Source organism: Streptomyces sp. NBC_00358 (genome assembly GCF_036099295.1).
Lineage (GTDB): Bacteria > Actinomycetota > Actinomycetes > Streptomycetales > Streptomycetaceae > Streptomyces.
In genome coordinates, this window is the sequence record NZ_CP107976.1 from 4,094,898 (window position 1) to 4,113,701 (window position 18,804).

General features: G+C 71.4%; 17 protein-coding genes. 13 read left to right on the forward strand and 4 right to left on the reverse strand.

Annotation, left to right across the window (positions count from 1 at the left end; all coding sequences use genetic code 11):
* Positions 1-266 precede the first annotated feature (266 nt).
* From OHT01_RS17185 to OHT01_RS17205, 5 genes are all read left to right on the forward strand, one after another.
* Positions 267-1,466, forward strand: coding sequence for a sensor histidine kinase (locus OHT01_RS17185; RefSeq protein WP_328554015.1), 1,200 nt, complete (start codon positions 267-269; stop codon positions 1,464-1,466).
* 553 nt (positions 1,467-2,019) lie between these two features.
* Positions 2,020-3,375, forward strand: a complete 1,356-nt coding sequence (locus OHT01_RS17190; RefSeq protein WP_328554016.1) for a sensor histidine kinase — start codon at positions 2,020-2,022, stop codon at positions 3,373-3,375.
* 495 nt (positions 3,376-3,870) lie between these two features.
* Positions 3,871-4,530 carry a response regulator transcription factor gene (locus OHT01_RS17195; protein WP_328558150.1) on the forward strand — a complete coding sequence of 220 codons (660 nt, stop codon included), beginning with the start codon at positions 3,871-3,873 and terminating at the stop codon, positions 4,528-4,530.
* 236 nt (positions 4,531-4,766) lie between these two features.
* Positions 4,767-6,710: a 2-oxoacid:acceptor oxidoreductase subunit alpha gene (locus OHT01_RS17200; RefSeq protein WP_328554017.1), complete on the forward strand. Its 1,944-nt coding sequence runs from the start codon at positions 4,767-4,769 to the stop codon at positions 6,708-6,710.
* Positions 6,703-7,782 (forward strand): 2-oxoacid:ferredoxin oxidoreductase subunit beta, encoded by a 1,080-nt coding sequence (locus tag OHT01_RS17205; protein ID WP_328554018.1) that lies wholly within the window; start codon positions 6,703-6,705, stop codon positions 7,780-7,782. The genes OHT01_RS17200 and OHT01_RS17205 overlap by 8 nt, the downstream gene beginning before the upstream one ends.
* Positions 7,783-7,896: 114 nt before the next feature.
* On the opposite strand, the gene OHT01_RS17210 is transcribed toward OHT01_RS17205, so the two are convergent.
* On the reverse strand, positions 7,897-8,310 hold the full coding sequence (locus OHT01_RS17210; protein ID WP_328554019.1) for a winged helix-turn-helix transcriptional regulator: 414 nt from the start codon (positions 8,308-8,310) through the stop codon (positions 7,897-7,899).
* Between the two features lie 91 nt (positions 8,311-8,401).
* Between OHT01_RS17210 and OHT01_RS17215 the strand changes: the two genes are divergently transcribed.
* The 3 genes from OHT01_RS17215 (at position 8,402) to OHT01_RS17225 (ending at position 11,102) form a co-directional block, all read left to right on the forward strand.
* Positions 8,402-9,256 (forward strand): SDR family oxidoreductase, encoded by an 855-nt coding sequence (locus OHT01_RS17215; protein ID WP_328554020.1) that lies wholly within the window; start codon positions 8,402-8,404, stop codon positions 9,254-9,256.
* A gap of 184 nt (positions 9,257-9,440) precedes the next feature.
* Positions 9,441-10,535: an EamA family transporter RarD gene (gene rarD, locus OHT01_RS17220; RefSeq protein WP_328554021.1), complete on the forward strand. Its 1,095-nt coding sequence runs from the start codon at positions 9,441-9,443 to the stop codon at positions 10,533-10,535.
* A gap of 84 nt (positions 10,536-10,619) precedes the next feature.
* Positions 10,620-11,102, forward strand: coding sequence for a VOC family protein (locus OHT01_RS17225; RefSeq protein WP_328554022.1), 483 nt, complete (start codon positions 10,620-10,622; stop codon positions 11,100-11,102).
* Between the two features lie 99 nt (positions 11,103-11,201).
* Here OHT01_RS17225 and OHT01_RS17230 read toward each other — a convergent pair whose 3' ends face one another.
* From OHT01_RS17230 to OHT01_RS17240, 3 genes are read right to left on the reverse strand one after another with little or no spacing between them, the layout of a single operon-like run.
* A complete protein-coding gene (locus OHT01_RS17230; protein WP_328554023.1) occupies positions 11,202-13,157 on the reverse strand; it encodes a hypothetical protein in 1,956 nt (651 codons plus the stop codon).
* A gap of 8 nt (positions 13,158-13,165) precedes the next feature.
* Positions 13,166-13,873, reverse strand: a complete 708-nt coding sequence (locus OHT01_RS17235) for a hypothetical protein (protein ID WP_328554024.1) — start codon at positions 13,871-13,873, stop codon at positions 13,166-13,168.
* 14 nt (positions 13,874-13,887) lie between these two features.
* Positions 13,888-14,898: a peptidoglycan DD-metalloendopeptidase family protein gene (locus OHT01_RS17240; protein ID WP_328554025.1), complete on the reverse strand. Its 1,011-nt coding sequence runs from the start codon at positions 14,896-14,898 to the stop codon at positions 13,888-13,890.
* 221 nt (positions 14,899-15,119) lie between these two features.
* On the opposite strand from OHT01_RS17240, the gene OHT01_RS17245 reads away from it, so the two are divergent.
* From OHT01_RS17245 to OHT01_RS17265, 5 genes are all read left to right on the forward strand, one after another.
* The gene (locus OHT01_RS17245; protein ID WP_328554026.1) at positions 15,120-15,725 is read left to right on the forward strand and encodes a hypothetical protein; all 606 of its coding nucleotides are present in this window, start codon (positions 15,120-15,122) and stop codon (positions 15,723-15,725) included.
* Entirely contained in the window at positions 15,722-15,985 is a 264-nt protein-coding gene (locus OHT01_RS17250) for a hypothetical protein (protein ID WP_328554027.1), read from the forward strand. Before OHT01_RS17245 ends, OHT01_RS17250 begins: the two co-directional genes overlap by 4 nt.
* A gap of 381 nt (positions 15,986-16,366) precedes the next feature.
* On the forward strand, positions 16,367-16,666 hold the full coding sequence (locus OHT01_RS17255; RefSeq protein WP_328554028.1) for a hypothetical protein: 300 nt from the start codon (positions 16,367-16,369) through the stop codon (positions 16,664-16,666).
* A 39-nt stretch (positions 16,667-16,705) separates the two neighbouring features.
* Complete coding sequence (locus OHT01_RS17260) at positions 16,706-17,479, forward strand: hypothetical protein (protein WP_328554029.1); 774 nt, start codon at positions 16,706-16,708, stop codon at positions 17,477-17,479.
* 1 nt (position 17,480) lies between these two features.
* Positions 17,481-18,650 carry a hypothetical protein gene (locus OHT01_RS17265; RefSeq protein WP_328554030.1) on the forward strand — a complete coding sequence of 390 codons (1,170 nt, stop codon included), beginning with the start codon at positions 17,481-17,483 and terminating at the stop codon, positions 18,648-18,650.
* The last annotated feature ends 154 nt before the right edge of the window (positions 18,651-18,804 follow it).

The following is an 18,804-nucleotide window of genomic DNA, read 5'->3' on the forward strand; positions in this document are numbered from 1 at the left end:
CTCGACCATCCCTCGACCACCGGTGACGCGTTCACGTCTCACGGTGTGAACGCGCCAGCGGCGCCGCCTCGCCGACACGTCCGGCTCCGCCGCGCCGACACGTCCGCCATCACTTCGCCGCCGCGCCCGGTCCTCAATCTCGCCGCCACGTCCGGTCCTCGCCTCGCCGCCACGCGCCCGTCCCCTCCGGGGGTGGGGTTTTCCCCAGTGCATCGCGGCGGCCCACCTCATGGCGCGGCGGCGCGCCGCCGGGCAGGCTAGCGGATATGACCGAACGCATCGCGCCCAGCAGTCCGCCGGACGAACCGTCCGACGGTGACCGGCCGCCCCCCGCGGGGCTCGCATTCGACCGGCGGACCTGGCTGGAGATCGCCCATCTCCTGGCGAACCTGCCGGCTTCGATCATCGGATTCGTGTACGTGGTGACGATGCTCGCCACGGGCGCGGGGCTCGCGGTGACGGTCGTCGGGCTGCCGCTGCTCGCGGCCGGGCTGCGGGGTTCGCGGCAACTGGGCAAGGCGGAGCGGGGGCGGGCGCGGCGGCTGTTGGGGCTGCGGATCGACGAGCCGAGCCCGTTGCCGGTGCGCCGGACCGGCTTCTTCGGCTGGCTGTGGTCGAGCCTGAAGGACCCGGTGGGCTGGCGGGCGGTGCTGTACGACTTGATACGGCTGCCGTGGGGCATCGCCACCTTCGTGGTGACGCTCGTGTCGCTGTTCGTGCTGTGGCCCGTACTGCCGTTCATCGCGCGGGGTCTGACGAACGTGGACCGGGCGATGGTGCGCGGACTGCTGTCGCCCTCGGACGAGTTGGAGCGGCGCATCGCCGAACTGGAGTCGGACCGCGGGGTCGTGGTCGACACGGCCGCCGCCGACCTGCGCCGTATCGAGCGCGATCTGCACGACGGGGCGCAGGCCCGGCTCGTCAATCTCGCGATGGGGCTCGGCCTGGCGAAGGAGAAGCTCCTGGAGGACCCCGAAGTCGCGGCGTCGATGGTCGACGAGGCGCACGGCGAGGTGAAGCTCGCCCTTCAGGAGCTGCGCGATCTGGCCCGCGGCATCCACCCGGCGGTCCTCACCGACCGGGGGCTGGACGCCGCCCTGTCCGCGATCGCCTCGCGGTGCACCGTCCCGGTGAAGGTGACCTCCGAACTGGAGACACGGCCGGCCGCCGCCATCGAGGGCATCGCGTACTTCACCGTCTCCGAGCTGCTCCAGAACGTCAGCAAGCACAGCGGGGCGAGGTCCGCGGCCGTCGACGTCTGGCGGTCTGACGAGCGCTTGCTCATCCAGGTCCGGGACGACGGCCGCGGCGGGGCCGGTCTCGACGGCGGTACGGGTATGGCGGGGCTCGCCGACCGGCTCGGCGCGGTGGACGGCCTGTTCGTCGTCGACTCCCCGGAGGGCGGCCCGACGGTCATCACGGCCGAACTGCCTTGGCGGGACCGGCAGAACGAGCCCGCGCGGTAGCCGCTCAACGAGCCCCCAACATCAGGACAGCGAGCAGAGATAGAGATACAGAGGGCAGAGGGCGGAGCACATAGGGCAACGGGCCGCGCAGGTCGGAGAGCCGAGCAGACAGAGGGCCGGGCAGGGCGGTACGGACGGCCGGGGACCACAGCGGTCAGGGCCGCGCGCCCGGTTCACTCGATGGAGACCTCCGACTGGACGCTCCCGCCCTGGAGACCTCCGGCTGAGCACCTCGGCCGGAGGTCTTCAATGGAGCCCCGGGCCGAGGTCCCCGGGGCGAAGATCCCCAGGGCGGGGGTCCCGGGGCCGAGGCCCCCGGGGCGAAGATCCCGGCATGCGGCCCGGTCCAGCAGTCCCTGCCCGGGTCCGCGGTGTGAGGCTGGTAGGGAAAACCCCCCGTTCAAGACGCCGATCCGCTCCATGTCAGGCCGGCGTCCCGGGCGGCAGGCTTGAGGGAGCAGCCGACGCGCGGAACGAGTCGAGGCACGGAACCGGTCGAGGCGCGGAACGCGACGGTCGAGGCGCGGGACGAGACGAGAGAACGGACGAACCGATGGCCACGGAGTACGGACACGGATACGGGCACCGGAGCGGGCCCGGATTCGACGGGGCGGGTGCCGGCGAGCGGCGGCACCGCCTTCCGGCCGCGCTGCGGGCGCCGATCGAGGCCCGTAGCTGGCGCGAGTTCGGCTATGTGATGCTGGGCCTGCCGCTCGGGATCATGATGTTCACGTTCGCCGTCACGATGGTCTCGCTCGGCGCCGGCCTGCTGATCACCTTCCTGGGCGTCCCGGTGCTCGCCGCCGCGCTCGCCGGGTGCCGCGGCTTCGGCTCGTTGGAGCGGGCGCGGGCGCGCGGCCTGCTCGGTGTCGAGACGGCCGAGCCCGAGCCGCTGCGGATGAAGAAGCACGGGCCGATGGCGTGGATGGGTGCCGTGCTCAAGAGCGGCACGTCCTGGCGGCACCTGTTGTACGCGGTCGTCCAGTTCCCGTGGTCGGTGTTCTCCTTCGTCGTGGCCCTGACCTTCTGGACGTACGGGTGGGCGCTGCTGACGTATCCGCTGTGGTTCTGGGTCTTCCCGGTGTACGCCGGGCAGGGCGGCCTCCAGCTGTACGGCGACGGGTCGCACTCGGTGTATCTGGACAACCCGTTCGAGATCACGGTGACCGCGCTGGTGGGACTGCTCTTCACGCTGGCGACCCCGTGGATCGTGCGGGCGCTGACGACCGTGGACCGGCTGATGGTGCACGGCCTGCTCGGCCCCTCGCGGCTGGCCACGCGGGTGGTGGAGCTGGAGTCCGACCGGGGGGTCGTGGTCGACACGGCCGCCGCCGACCTGCGCCGTATCGAGCGCGATCTGCACGACGGGGCGCAGGCCCGGCTCGTCGCGCTGGCGATGGATCTGGGGCTCGCCAAGGAGAAGCTGGCCGAGGACCCCGAGGCCGCGGCTCGGATGGTGGGTGAGGCGCACGGCGAGGTCAAGACGGCGTTGCAGGAGCTGCGGGACCTCGCGCGCGGTATCCATCCGGCGGTGCTGACCGACCGCGGGCTCGACGCCGCGCTGTCCTCGGTGGCCTCGCGGTGCACCGTGCCGGTGATGGTGGAGGTGGATCTGCCGGCGAGGCCGGCGCCCGCGATCGAGGGGATCGCCTACTTCACCGTCTCCGAGCTGCTGCAGAACATCAGCAAGCACTCGCGGGCGACGCGGGCGACCGTGGATGTGTGGCGGGTCGAGAACCGGCTGATGATCCAGGTCGGCGACAACGGGATCGGCGGCGCCGACGCGTCCGAGGGGTCGGGCCTGGCGGGGCTCGCCGAACGGCTCGACGCGGTGGACGGAATTCTGGTGGTCGACTCTCCGGTGGCCGGACCCACCCGGATCACGGCGGAGCTGCCCTGGCGACGCTGAGACCCCCGGCACCGCCGGTACCCCGCCGGGGCACACCCCGGCAGGCCTGGTCAGCGACCGGACCGCCCGCAGACCGCCTGCGGCCCGGTCCGGCCCGGTCGCTGCCCGGTCCGGCCGGGGTACCGGGGCTCCCGGCCCACGCGCCCCAGCCGGCGGCGGCACGGCCCCGAGTGACCGCGTCCCTGTCGGGACCCGCCCCGGCCTGGAACACCCAGGGGCAGGACGCCCGCCACACGTACCCCCGTGGGATGCCCCCTTGCCCCGGCACCCGGTGCGCGGCACCCGGTGCGCGGCACGCGCCCAGGACCCGGGGTCTGCCGGCGCCCCGGAGCAGGGAACTCCGCTCGCCGAGCGGGTCCCCTCTTCACGTCGCTCGGGCGCGTCACGGTCCGAATGCTGGAATGCTGGGGTCTGTCGTACGAGCGGGAACGAACCCGGCGCGGTCGGGGACGCCCGGGGTGGGTTCTGGGGGGCCGAGGAATCGTGGAGGACAGGGTGCGGGTCGTCATCGCCGAGGATTCAGTGCTGCTCAGGGAGGGCCTGACCCGGTTGCTGACCGACCGAGGGCACGACGTCGTGGCGGGGGTCGGGGACGGCGAGGCGCTGATCAAGACCATCACCGAGTTCGCGGCGCAGGACGCGCTGCCGGACGTCGTGGTCGCGGACGTACGGATGCCGCCGACGCACACCGACGAAGGGGTGCGGGCGGCCGTGCAACTGCGCAAGGCCCATCCGGGACTCGGTGTGCTCGTGCTGTCACAGTACGTCGAGGAGCGCTACGCCACCGAACTGCTGGCCGGTTCGAGTCGCGGCGTCGGCTATCTGCTCAAGGACCGGGTCGCCGACGTGCGCGAGTTCGTGGACGCGGTGGTGCGGGTGGCCCAGGGGGGTACCGCGCTCGACCCGGAGGTCGTGGCGCAGTTGCTCGGCCGCAGCCGCAAGCAGGACGTGCTGGCCGGACTGACGCCGAGGGAGCGGGAGGTCCTCGGGCTCATGGCCGAGGGCCGGACCAACTCGGCCGTCGCCCGTCAGCTCGTGGTCAGCGACGGCGCCGTCGAAAAGCACGTCAGCAACATCTTCCAGAAGCTGGGGCTGTCACAAAGTGACGGGGATCACCGGCGTGTTCTGGCCGTCCTCACATACCTGAACTCATGACGAACTGACAGTGTGTCAGTTGTCGGACAGAACCGAGGGGTGGGCCGGGAGCGTCATTCGGAGAAAGGACCGGGGGCGGGAAAAATCGTGACAAGTCATGGTGTCAGGGCGTCTCAAAACGGTGTCCATCATACGAATGGCCGAAGGAAGGCGACCCTTACCGACGTAGGGTTGAAAAAGGAAGGGTCTGCGGGAAGACCACTCCCGGACAGCCGCCTCAAAGGAGGTCCAGTTCAGTGACGAGCAAGGTCAGCAGCCCAACGGAACAGGCCGACGAAGCCGTCGTAGGAGAACAGCGCAAACCGCCGGGGGCGAAGGACGTCCGTCGGCTCGACCGGGTCATCATCCGGTTCGCGGGGGACTCCGGCGACGGTATGCAACTCACCGGCGACCGCTTCACATCGGAGACTGCCTCCTTCGGCAACGACCTCTCGACCCTGCCGAACTTCCCTGCCGAGATCCGCGCGCCCGCAGGCACCCTGCCGGGCGTTTCGTCTTTCCAACTGCACTTCGCCGACCACGACATCCTCACGCCGGGCGACGCGCCCAACGTCCTCGTGGCCATGAACCCGGCGGCCCTGAAGGCGAACATCGCCGATGTGCCGCGCGGTGCCGAGATCATCGTCAACACCGACGAGTTCACCAAACGGGCGATGCAGAAGGTCGGCTACGCGGCCAACCCGCTGGAGGACGGCTCGCTGGACGGCTACAACGTCCATCCCGTCCCGCTCACGACGATGACCGTCGAGGCGCTCAAGGAGTTCGAGCTCTCCCGCAAGGAGGCCGAGCGCTCCAAGAACATGTTCGCGCTGGGTCTGCTGTCGTGGATGTACCACCGTCCGACCGAGGGCACCGAGAAGTTCCTGCGGACCAAGTTCGCCAAGAAGCCCGAGATCGCCGCCGCCAACCTCGCCGCGTTCCGCGCCGGCTGGAACTTCGGTGAGACGACCGAGGACTTCGCCGTCTCCTACGAGGTGGCGCCGGCGTCGCAGACCTTCCCGACCGGCACGTACCGGAACATCTCCGGGAACCTCGCCCTGTCGTACGGCCTGATCGCCGCCTCCCAGCAGGCCGATCTGCCGCTCTACCTGGGCTCCTATCCCATCACCCCGGCCTCCGACATCCTGCATGAGCTGAGCAAGCACAAGAACTTCGGAGTGCGCACCTTCCAGGCCGAGGACGAGATCGCGGGCATCGGCGCGGCACTCGGGGCGGCGTTCGGCGGCTCGCTCGCGGTGACGACGACGTCCGGTCCCGGTGTGGCGCTGAAGTCGGAGACGATCGGACTCGCCGTCTCCCTCGAACTGCCCCTGCTCGTCATCGACATCCAGCGCGGCGGACCGTCGACCGGTCTGCCGACCAAGACCGAGCAGGCCGACCTGCTCCAGGCGATGTACGGGCGCAACGGCGAGGCCCCGGTCCCGATCGTCGCCCCGCGCACCCCGGCCGACTGCTTCGAGGCGGCGATGGAGGCGGCCCGGATCGCGCTGACGTACCGGACACCCGTCCTGCTGCTGTCCGACGGCTACCTGGCCAACGGCTCCGAGCCGTGGCGCGTCCCGGAGACCGACGAACTCCCTGATCTGCGCGTGCAGTTCGCCCAGGGACCCAACCACACCCTGGACGACGGCACCGAGGTCTTCTGGCCCTACAAGCGCGACCCGGGGACCCTCGCCCGCCCCTGGGCCGTCCCCGGAACGCCCGGCCTCGAACACCGCATCGGCGGTATCGAGAAGCAGGACGGCAGCGGGAACATCTCGTACGACCCGGCCAACCACGACTTCATGGTCCGCACCCGCCAGGCCAAGATCGACGGCATCGACGTCCCCGACCTGGAGGTCGACGACCCCACCGCGGGCACCGACGCCGCGGCCGACACCCTTGTCCTCGGCTGGGGTTCGACGTACGGGCCGATCACCGCGGCGGTCCGCCGGCTGCGCACCGCCGGGGAGCACATCGCGCAGGCCCATCTGCGTCACCTCAACCCCTTCCCGCGGAATCTGGGCGCGGTGCTGAGGCGTTACGACAAGGTGGTGATCCCCGAGATGAACCTCGGTCAGCTCGCCACCCTCGTCCGGGCGAGGTATCTGGTGGACGCGCACTCGTACAACCAGGTCAACGGCATGCCGTTCAAGGCTGAGCAGCTCGCCACGGCTCTCAAGGAGGCCATCGATGGCTGACACGTCAACGGAAGGCTCGGGCACGATCGAGGCGCTCACCCTGGTCCCCAAGGCCGAGGCCAGGCAGTCCATGAAGGACTTCAAGTCCGACCAGGAAGTGCGCTGGTGCCCCGGCTGCGGTGACTACGCGATCCTCGCCGCCGTCCAGGGCTTCATGCCCGAACTCGGCCTGGCGAAGGAGAACATCGTCTTCGTCTCGGGCATCGGCTGCTCGTCCCGCTTCCCGTACTACATGAACACCTACGGGATGCACTCCATCCACGGCCGCGCCCCGGCCATCGCGACCGGGCTCGCCTCCTCGCGCCGCGACCTGTCCGTGTGGGTCGTCACCGGTGACGGCGACGCGCTGTCCATCGGCGGCAACCACCTGATCCACGCCCTGCGCCGCAATGTGAACCTGAAGATCCTGCTCTTCAACAACCGCATCTACGGCCTGACCAAGGGCCAGTACTCCCCGACCTCCGAGGTCGGCAAGATCACCAAGTCGACCCCGATGGGCTCCCTGGACGCGCCCTTCAACCCGGTGTCGCTGGCGATCGGCGCCGAGGCGTCCTTCGTGGCCCGGACCGTGGACTCGGACCGCAAGCACCTCACCGACGTGCTGCGCCAGGCCGCCGCCCACCCCGGCACGGCGCTGGTGGAGATCTACCAGAACTGCAACATCTTCAACGACGGCGCCTTCGAGGTCCTCAAGGACAGGCAGCAGGCCGAGGAAGCCGTCATCCGCCTCGAACACGGACAGCCCATCCGCTTCGGCACCGACGGCGCCCGCGGCGTGGTCCGCGACCAGCGCACCGGCGACCTCGAAGTGGTCACCGTGACCCCCGACAACGTCTCCCGGATCCTCGTCCACGACGCGCACACCGCGTCCCCGACGACGGCGTTCGCGCTGTCCCGGCTCGCCGACCCCGACACCCTGCACCACACGCCCATCGGGGTGTTCCGCTCGGTGGACCGGCCGGTCTACGACACACAGATGGCCGACCAGCTCGACGCCGCCATCGTGCAGAACGGCAAGGGCGACCTCGCCGCGCTCCTCGCCGGCGGCGACACCTGGACGGTCGTCGGCTGAGACCGTCCGGGGCGGATTCCGTCTGCGGGCGGTCACCGTCCGGGGGCGGTCTCCGTCTGCGGGCAGCTTCCGTCCAGGACGGCTTCCGCCTACGGGCGGCTTCCGCAGAGGTTTCTACGAGGCCCGGGCCCTGAGTGCCCGGGCCTCGTCGTACGCGCCGCGGGCGCGGTCGACGTCGGCCATGCGCTCATTGGTCCACAGTGCCAGCGACCGCACCTGCTCGGCGGCCTCGCGGCCCAGCTCGGTGAGGGAGTAGTCGACGCGCGGCGGGATGACCGGCTTGGCGTCGCGATGGACGAGCCCGTCACGCTCCAGGGTCTGCAGGGTCTGGGTGAGCATCTTCTCGCTGACCCCTCTCCCGAAGCTGTCGATCGCCCGGCGCAGCTCGCCGAAGCGGTACGAACGCTCCAGGAGCTCGATCAGGACGAGGACACCCCAGCGGCTGGTGACGTGTTCCAGGACCAGTCGGTACGGACACATCGCCTCGGCGGCTTCGTACCCGTCCGCTGCCTTGTTGCTTACGGTCATGCCAGTATCTTACTTCAAGGTGGGTACTTTCCATTAGTTAGTGCAGCTCCTAGGGTGAGTGACAACCGCACCCCACAAGGAGATGTACGTCATGAGCATCGTCGTCACCGGAGCCACCGGACACCTCGGCCGCCACGTCGTCGAGCAACTGCTGGAGAAGGTCCCCGCCGAGCAGATCACCGCCGTCGTGCGGGACGAGTCCAAGGCCGCCGACCTCGCGGCCCGCGGCGTCCGGCTCTCGGTCGCCGACTACAACACGCCGGAGACCTTCGACGGACTGTTCGCGGCCGGCGACAAGGTGCTGCTGATCTCGGGCAACGAGTTCGACAAGGGCCGCGTCGAGCAGCACCGGGTCGTCATCGACGCGGCCGGGGCGGCCGGCGTCTCCCTGCTCGCCTACACCAGCGCCCCCGGCAGCCTGACGGCCGCGCTGGCCGACGACCACCGTGCCACCGAGGAGGTCCTGCTCGCCTCCGGACTGCCCTACACGCTGCTGCGCAACGGCTGGTACCACGAGAACTACACCGAGAACCTCGCCCCCGTCCTCGCGCACAGCGCCGTCGTCCAGGCCGCCGGCGAGGGCCGCGTCGCCTCCGCCTCGCGCGCCGACTACGCGGCCGCCGCGGTCGCGGTGCTGACCGGCGAGGGGCACGAGAACGCCACGTACGAGCTGAGTGGCGACGAGGCGTGGGGCTTCGCCGAGTACGCCGCCGAGCTGAGCCGGCAGACCGGCAGGGAGATCGCCTACACCTCCGTCCCCCTGGAGACCTTCACCGGCATCCTCGTCGGCGCCGGGCTGCCCGAGGCCTTCGCCGGGATCCTCGCGGGCGTCGACGCGTCCATCGAGAAGGGCGAGCTGGCCGTCACCACCGGCGACCTATCCCGCCTGACCGGCCGTCCGACCACGCCGATCGCCGAGTCCGTCGCGGTGGCGCTGAAGGGCTGACGCCCGCGCGGACACCGGGTGCCGGTCCCACGCGCCTCACCTGTCATGACCGTATGACGGTACGGACATGACAGGCGAGGGTGTGCGGAGCTACCTTCTTTCATGCTGCACGGATTTCCCCCGCACGGGGCCCGGAACGCAGGGGCGCGATGGGCGTCCGAGGTCGTGGAAGAAGGAGACGCAGGTGGCCGGGAAGTCGAGAAGCGAGCAGCGCACAGGTCTGCTGAACGGCTTCGCGGCGTACGGGATGTGGGGGCTCGTCCCCCTCTTCTGGCCGCTGATGAAGCCCGCCGGGGCGGTCGAGATCCTCGCCCACCGGATGGTGTGGTCGCTGGCGGTCGTCGGGGTCGCCCTGCTGGTCATGCGGCGCTGGGCCTGGGCGGGCGAACTGCTGCGGCAGCCGCGCAAGCTGGCGCTGATCACGGTCGCGGCGGCGGTCATCACCGTCAACTGGGGCGTCTACATCTGGGCGGTCAACTCCGAGCACGTGGTGGAGGCCTCGCTCGGCTACTTCATCAACCCCCTGGTCACCATCGCGATGGGCGTGCTGCTCCTCAAGGAGCGGCTGCGTCCGGTGCAGTGGGTCGCGGTGGGCGTCGGCCTGTCGGCCGTCCTCGTCCTGACGATCGGCGCCGGCCGGCCGCCGTGGATCTCCCTCTGCCTCGCCTTCTCCTTCGCCACGTACGGCCTGGTGAAGAAGAAGGTCAACCTCGGCGGCCTGGAGTCGCTCGCCGCCGAGAGCGCGATCCAGTTCCTGCCGGCGCTGGCGTACCTGGTCTGGCTGGGCTCGCGGGGCGACGCCACGTTCACCACGCAGGGGCCGGGGCACGCCTCACTGCTCGCGGCGACCGGCGTGGTGACGGCGGTCCCCCTGATCTGCTTCGGCGCCGCCGCGATCCGCGTGCCGCTGTCCACCCTGGGCCTGCTCCAGTACATGGCCCCCGTCTTCCAGTTCCTCCTCGGCATCTTCTACTTCCACGAGGCCATGCCGGTCGAGCGGTGGGCCGGGTTCGCGCTGGTGTGGCTGGCGCTGTCGCTCCTGACGTTCGACGCGCTGCGCGCCGCGCGGCGAGGTGCGCGGGCCCTGAGGGCATCGGCCCTCGCGAGCGGGTCCGTGACCGCGACCGCGGCTGACGCCGTGGGCAGCACCGCTGTCGTCGGCACCACCACCGACGCCGCGGTGGTCGCTGTCGACGCCGTGGGCTCCGCCGCCGAGGCGGCCGGAATCACCTCCCTCGCCCCGGGCGGCACCCCGACCGGTTCGCACAGCACCTCGTAACGGGCGGCCTCGTACGAACAGCAGCGTCGTACGAACGGAGGGGCGGCCCGGCGATTCCGTTGGCCGTCCGGTCGCGGAGCCACTATGAGTGACTCCATGACGCCGACTCCCGCGCCCGCACCCGTCCACTGGAAACTCGTCATCGACTCCGCCGATCCGCACGCGCAGGCCGACTTCTGGTCCGCCGCGCTCGGTTACGAGGTCGAGGACAACAGCGCCTTCATCGAGCGGCTGCTGAGCGTGGGCGCCCTGCCCTCCGAGGCCGCCGTCGACTTCCACGGCCGCCCGGCCTTCCGGGACCTGATCGCCGTACGGCACCCCGACGACCCGTACGACGAGGAACGCGGCACGGGTCTCGGGCGGCGCCTGCTCTTCCAGCGGGTTCCGGAGCCCAAGACCGGCAAGAACCGGCTCCACCTGGACCTGCACCCGGGCGAGGGACGGCGCGCCGAGGAGGTCGGGCGCCTGACGTCGCTGGGGGCGAGCGTGCTGCGGGAGGTGAAGGAACCGGCGGGCGAGTGGGTGGTGATGGCGGACCCCGAGGGGAACGAGTTCTGCGTCAACTGACGCGGGTGCTCCCGCTTCCCCGCCCTGTACCCGCACCATCGCTCGGCCTCTCGCCTTCGCCGGCTCCGTTCTCCTCCTCCGCGCCCCCGGCTCCGCTCGTCACTCGCCCTGGGCGCGGGGAGGCCGGGCGTAGGGGGTGTCCGCGGCCACGCGGGCGCGTTCCGCGAGGCGGCCCATACGGGTGCGGGCCGATTCGAGCTGTTCGAGGTCGTCGGCGGCGGGACCGCCCTCGGCCGTGAGCTCGGTCCACACGCCGATCAGATCGCGCCCGAGGTGCAGCCCCTGGATGGGGTCGCGGACGGCGCGCCAGGCGGCAGCCGCGCTCTGGACGTTGCCGTAGGCGGCCCCCGTGTCCCGGTGGCGTCGGCGGACCCTCGCGAGATCGAGGGACAGATGGAACGACCTCAGTGCGTCACCGGCCAAGTAGGCGATGTACGCGGTCAGTTCGCGCAGTTTCAGTACCTCGGGGTGCTCCTGGCCGAGCGACTGCGCCGCCTCCGCGACGGCTCGCTCCGCCATCCCCGCGGCGGCCTCGATGCGGCCCATCTTCACGGCCTCGTTGATCCGGGCGACCGGCTCCGCGAGGAACGCCGACGCGGCGTCACGTTCCGGGGCGGGCTCCTGTCCACTCGGCGCGAGCACCGCCTCGGCGACGGCGTCGAAGCCGCGCACCGGAGTCGGCTTCGGATCCGGTTCCCGGTCCGCGGCCAGCAGCGACAGGGCGTCCATCGCGGAAGCCGGCTTCCGCTCGAAAGCGGCCGCCTTCGGCTCGGGCACGGGCTGCCACTCGGGAGCGGCGGCCTCGGGCCCCGGTGCGGGCACCGGATCGGGGGCAGGAATCGGGTCGGGGACGGGCTTCCGTCCGGGCGCGGGCTTCTGCTCAGCGGCAGGACCGGACAGCGGCAGGACCGGCCCGAACTCTCCGGTCGGGGCGGGCGTCGCGGTGCCCGCCGACTCCGGTACCGCCCGCAGCACATGCGTCGGCGCGGCCCCGGGCAACGGCCTCGGTTCCGGTACCGCCCGGAGCACGAAGGTGGACGGCGTGGGCGTACCGGGCGCGGCGGACTCGGCCGCGGGCACCGGGTCCGGGCCGGGAGCGGTGCCGGGCGGTGCCGTGGGCGGGAGCGCCGGTGCCGCTTCAGACCCGCGCACGGGGGCCGACGGCCTCCCGCTCTCCGTTCCCGGGATCGGCCGCGCCTGCGGCTGCGGCTGCGGTTCCGGGATCGGCCGCGGCTGCGGCTGCGGTTCCGGGATCGGCCGCGACTGTGGCTGCGGTTCCGGGATCGGCCGCGCCTGTAGCTGCGGTTCCGGGATCAGCCGCGACTGTGCCTGCGGTTCCGGGATCAGCCGCGGCTGCGGTTCCGGGATCGGCTGCGGCTGTACTTCGGGGATCGGCTGCGGTTCCGGCACCGCGCGCAGGACGTACGTCGCCTTGTCCCGGCGCGGGGCACCCGGCGTCTCCGGAGCCTGCGCCGACACCTCGGCGGACGGCGGGGCGGGCGGAAGCGGCGGAGCCGGCGGCTGTGGGCGGTGTTCCTGGGGCGGGGACTGGGCGAAGTCGCGGGAGGAGCGTTCGGACCGGGCGTCGGCCGAGGGGTGCCCGTGTTCCCGGGCAGAAAGGTGCGGGCGGCGGTCGACCCTCTGCTCGTGCGACTGCACGGGCAGTCGCACCGCCTGCTGCACGGGCGGTGCGGGCGGTGCCACCTGTACGGGTTCCGCCGTGTACTGGCTGGAGCCGTCGACGTACACCTGGAGCGGCACGACGTAGCCGATGCGCTCGTCGTGGATGGTGGCGAGGACCGGATGGCCGGTGGCCAGGGCGAGACGGTGGAGGTAGTTCAGGATCGCGCCCTGGACCGTCTGACCGGGCGTGGCCACGACCGGCATCCCGCCGACCGTGGCACCGCTCTGGGCCCCGGTGGCGTGGACCGCGTCCGCCGACGCCGGTACGTGGACCTCGATCGGCGTCATCCCGGTGGTCGGCTGCCCCCCGGCACCGGCCGCCGAGCGCTGCCGCTTGAGTTCCCGCTTCTGTTCGCGGCTGAGTCGAGACATCGGTTCCCTCACGAAGGGGTGGACGGGTACGAGGACAGGGACGGGGACGGCGACAAGGACGAAGGCGAGGGCGAGGACGGTGCCGGGAGGGTCGGCGGGGCCGCCGCCTCCACGGTCGTCGCCTCGGAGATGTGCCAGGGACGGCCGCCACCCGCCCGGGTGAGTCTGAGATAGACGTTCGCTCGGGGGCCCGTACCCGTCCAGCCGTCGCGGCCGTGGGCCGTGCCCTCCACGAAGAGGGCGCGGTAGGCCAGGACGGCCGTGTCGGCGGGGCCGTCGGCGTCGTCGTCCGCGGTCACGTCCACCGTGGTCCATGCCCGGTGGCCGGCCCAGGTGTTCCACTCCTCGCCCGGCCCGCTCGCGGGGTGGTACGACCGCTCGGCCGCGGCCTTGGACGCGGTGAACCAGCGGGCGGAGCGCAGCACGGCGTCGTGCGGACCGTAGTCGTACTTCGTGTCATAGCCGTACGCCACCTCCGCCCACGCCTCCGATACTTCCGTCGCGTCCGTCCCGTCGACACCCGACGGGCTCGGCACATGCGCGTCCGCGCCCAGCGGCCTGCCCGACGGGATGGGTGCCTTCGGTGCCACGGACGGCACCGCGGAGGGCGACGAACCCGGCGCACCCACGACATCACGATGGTCCCGCAGGCCACAGCCCGTCAACGCCAGTACCCCGGTCGCGGACACGACCGCCAGCGCGGCGAACGTCCTCATCCTCGCCTCCCTCCTCATTTCAGCCCCAGCCAGGGTGCCGGATCCACGTACTTGCCGTTCACCTGGACCTCGAAGTGCGCGTGCGGTCCGGTCGAGAGGCCGGTGGAACCCACCTCGCCGACCTTCTGTCCGACCCGCACGTGCTGGCCGACGCTCACGCTGAGGCTGCGCATGTGGTTGTAGGTGGTCGAGACGCGGTCGCCGCCGATGGTCCCGTGGGAGATGACCACCCGGTTGCCGTAACCGTTGGACCAGCCCGCGAAGGTGACCGTGCCGTCCCGGGCCGCCCTGAAGGGCGTACCCAACGCGGCCCCGAAGTCGATGCCGGTGTGCAGCTTGTAGACGTGCAGGATCGGGTGCATGCGCATGCCGAACGGCGAGGTGACGGGCGGGTTGCCGGCGATCGGCATCGCCATCCGCTGCCCGTCGGGGATCCTGCCCGGCGGATCGTCCACCGACTCGTACTTGGGGATCAGGGACTTGATACGGGCGACGTAGTTCTGGGTCTCGGTGTACGGGGGCATGCCGTGGTACTGGTGCACCGCGCCCGGCCCCGCGTTGTAGGCCGCGAGGGCGAGGTCGAGGGTCTCGCCGCTCGCCTCGCCGCGGTTCTTGTATCCCTCGACCGTCTTGGCGAGGGCACAGTCGTAACGGCCCTGGGCCATGATCGCGTCACCGGGATCGAATGGTGAGGCCCGGCCGTTGCCGTCGTCGTCCCTGCCCCAGTTCGGCCAGGTCCCCGGCATGAACTGCGACAGCCCTTCGGCGCCGACCGGAGACCGGGCGTCGGGGTTCCAGCCCGACTCCGCCTCGATCTGCGCGGCGATGACCGCCGGCTTGATGACATCGCACAGGGCCCCCGCCTTGAGCACCCAGGGCACGTAACTCTGAGGTACGGCACCGTCCTTCAGCCCGCCGCCCCCACCCGGCCCCGGATCCTCCTCGCTCGACGCCCCGCTCACCGCGACCATCATGACCAGCGGCATGATCACCGCGGCGAGACAGCCGCCGACCACCCAGGTCATGGTGGATCCACCCCCGTTGGACATCGGCTCCCCTCAGCCTCAGGTTCCGGTCGTGTACATGCAGTCGAGTCTCTCGGCTCCCACCCGATTCCCGCGTCACCACGGCGTCACAGACTCGTCCCAGGAACTCACGCCCCGTTACCCAACTCGGCCGGGCGCCGGGAGGATCGGGGCACCGACGAGGGAAGAGAGCACCCATGCAGGGGATCGAGGGGGTGGCGATGCGAGCGAACCAGGGGGTGGCCGTGCGCGCGGACGAAGGAACTCCGGCGCCCGGGAACGACGGCGCGGCGCCGCGCGGAAGCGAGCCGCGGGGACCGGGCGGGCCCGAGATATGGATACGCGGACCGGTCCGCGAACCGGAACAGCCGCGGCAGCAGCACGAGGCGAGTCATCAACTCGTCGCGAGTCCACGGCAGTTCTCCTGGGTCGCCACTCACGGCGGAGCCGGCGCCTCCACGCTCGCCACCGTTTTCGGCGGTCATGACGCGGGCCGGGACTGGCCCCGTCCGGACCGGGGCGATCCCGCCTCGGTGCTCCTCGTCGGGCGTACGCACGCGGCGGGCCTGGACGCCGTCTCGCACACCCTCGACATCTTCCGGCGGGGCGACGCGCCGCCCGGACTCGACCTCGACGCCATCGTCCTGGTCGCGGACGCCCCGGGCCGGCTGCCGCGTCAACTCACCCAGCGCGTCAAGGTGATCAACTCGGTCATCGACGTCTACCGCGTGCCGTGGATGCCTGCCTGGCGCACCGGTGACCTCGCCGGACCGCTGCCGCGCGAGGCCGCCCCGCTGGCCCGGCTGACCGGGAGGACCGCGCCGTGACCGCCCTGCACGCATTCGCCGCCGGAGCACTGGCCGAGGGGCCGCCCGCCGGTGTCGCCGCCCAGCTCGACTTCGTCCTCGGCATCATCGCGTGGCTCGTCACCGCCGCCGGTGTGGCGGGCCTGATGATCGTGGGCTCGCGAATGGCTCTCGCCGTCAAGACCGGTGACGTGGAAGAGCACTTGAGCCAGTTCCTGATGGTCATGGGAGCCTGCGTCATCGGCGCCACGGCAGGACCGATCGTCGGCTTCGTACTCTGAACGACCCACCGTCCGCCACCCGTTGATCGCCGAAGATCCCTCCGAGGCACCCTCACACCTGAGGGTGCCTCAGTCGTTTTCCCGGGCCTCTCACCTCGTCCTTTATGACGGTCTCTTCCCGTCTGTCACGGACACGTCACCGACAGGTGCTGGATTCCCACATCACTTGGCTCCAGCTCACAGAAGTCGCCAAGCTCACTGTGCGACCAGGAACCCGGGGTGTCCCACGGTCCTCCGTCGCCCTCAAGTACCGCTCACAGCAAGCACGTACCGCACGCACCGCACGTACCGCTCGCACCGAGCAAGTGCCGCTCGCAGGAGGCCTGTTCCGCACGCGTTCAGCGCGTGTCCGCGGGCAGCCGACCACATCGGGGAGAAGCAATGTTCAAGGCGATAGCAGCCCAGGCCCACCAGTACGTCTACCTGGCGGACGGAAAGATCCCCGACCCCAACCGCGACGCGCCGGGCGCGCTGACCGGCAAGGTCGACACCGTCCTCGGCATCCTCGCCTGGGCCGGCACCGCGGCGGGTGTCGCGGGCGTGCTCATCACCGGCGCCATGATGGCGATCTCGATGCGCCGCGGCGAGGGCTCGGAGCACATGGGCCGCCTCGGCATGGTGCTCGGCGGCTGTGTCCTGGTGGCCACCGCGGGCCCCGTCGTCACCTTCGTCTTCGCCTGACCACACCTCGTCAGAACCTGAAGCGAAGGGAGCGCAACCATGCTGAACTCCGGTCGCCCCCAAGGGGGCAGCGGGGAGTGGGAACAGCCGTTCTGGCAGCAGCGGGGCTGGATCCTGTCGGCCGGGTTCCTGCTGGTGCTGCTCGTGCTCGCCGGTTTCACGATGGTCAGCGGAGGCGGCGGGCGGCCGGCCGCCGCGTCGGGCGGCCCCGGTCACGGCCCCACCCCGTCCGCCGACGCGGACCGCGGCGGTGGCAGGCCGGACGCCCGCCCCGCCGGCTGCCGCACCGACGACAGCGACCAGGCCAAGCCCACCCGGGCCCCGAAGGACTTCACCTGGAAGGCCGACGGCACGGGCCTGGTCCCGGTGTCGAGGACCGTGGGCCCGCTCACCTTCCACGGACCCGTCTGGTCCTGCTACGCCCGCACGCCGATGGGCTCCGTCATGGCCGCCCACGCCATCACCGACCACCTGAGCTACCCGGGCTGGCGCGAGGTCGTCGACCGGCAGGTCGTCCCCGGCGCGGGCCGCGACGCGCTCGTCGAGAGCCGTGCCGCGGCGGGCGACAAGCCCACCTCGGGCGCGCCCGACGGAGGCGGCTACGCGGGCTTCACGGTCCTGTCGTACGACAAGGAGAAGTCGACGGTGATGTTCGTGGTGCGGGTCCCCGGCAAGGACGCCTACGGCACCGCCTCGGTGACCCTGCGCTGGCTGGACGGCGACTGGAAGCTCGCGCCCGACGCCGACGGGACCGTCTATTCGGGCATGTCGCAGATCAGCGGCACCAAGGGCTTCGTCACCTGGGAGGCGTGAGATGGCTTGTTCCTGGCGGGTGTACGACTGTGTGATCGACGAGGTCGGGACACAGTTCACCGACGGTGCCGTGGTGGCCTTCGCCAAGGCGATCGGCGACGCGGCCTCGGAAGTGCTCAAGGCGCTCAACGGCGTCTGGATGAACGTCGACGTGAACGACCCCTCCAAGCCCATCGGTCTGATCGACCAGCAGGTCGACTGGATCGTCGGATACGTGGCCGTGGCCTCGCTGCTGGTGGCGGCGATCCGTATGGCGCTGGAACGCAAGGGCCAGCCGATGAAGCAGGCGTTCCTCGGGATGTGGAAGGTCATCCTCGTCGGCGCGGTCGCGGTGCCGGTCGTCCAGGCGCTCACCAAGGCCTCCGACCTGTACGCACAGCATGTGTACGAGAAGTCCGACCTCGGCGACACCGCGTCGACGATGCTCGGTGTGCTGACCCTCAACCAGCCGGGCCTCGTCCTCATCTTCGGCCTGCTCGTGATGCTGTCGAGCTTCGTGCAGATCTGTCTGATGTACATCCGCATCGGCGTCATGATCATGCTCGTCGGCACGCTGCCGCTGGCCGCCGTCTCCTCGATGACCGGGTGGGGCGAGGGCTGGTGGAAGAAGCACGTCGGCTGGCTCGCGGCCTGGCTCCTGTACAAACCGGCGGCGGCCCTCATCATCTACTCGGCCACGTCGATGACCCAGGACACCAAGAACCTCGACCAGACCATCGCCGGTCTGGGCATGCTGATCATGGCGGTGTTCGCCCTGCCGGCCCTGCTCAAACTGATCGTTCCGGCGACCGCGGCACTGGGCGGCACCTCGGGCGGCACGGTCGCCCTCAACGCGACCAACAACGTCGCGACCGGCGCCGTCAGCATCGCCGCGGGCGGCGGCGGAGGCGGGGGCGGCGCGGCCGGTCCGCAGGGCTCGCCCTCCGCGGGCGCCGGAGCTCCGGTGGGCGGTGGCGCGGGCGGTGCCGGTGCCACCGGCGGATCGGGAGCCGCGGGCGGGGCGGGAGCCGCGGCGGCCGGGGGTGGTGCCGTGGCAGCGGGCGCGGCCACGGGCGGCGCGACCCTCGCCGTACAGGCCGCCGCGGTCGCCGTGCAGACCGGTGTCGCCGCGGCGAGCGAGGTGGCCAACTCCCTCGGCGACAACGACGGGATGAAGGGCCACAACCAATAGGCCACCAGGCCGTGAGCCCAGGACCCCGGGAGCCCTGGAGCCCTGGAGCCCGGGACGCAACCTCCTCGGCCCGCCGGGCCCGTCCGCGGACGTCCGCGAACAGCGGTGAGCAACCGCGAACAGCCGCCGCGGCACAGCGGTCCGGAACCACGGC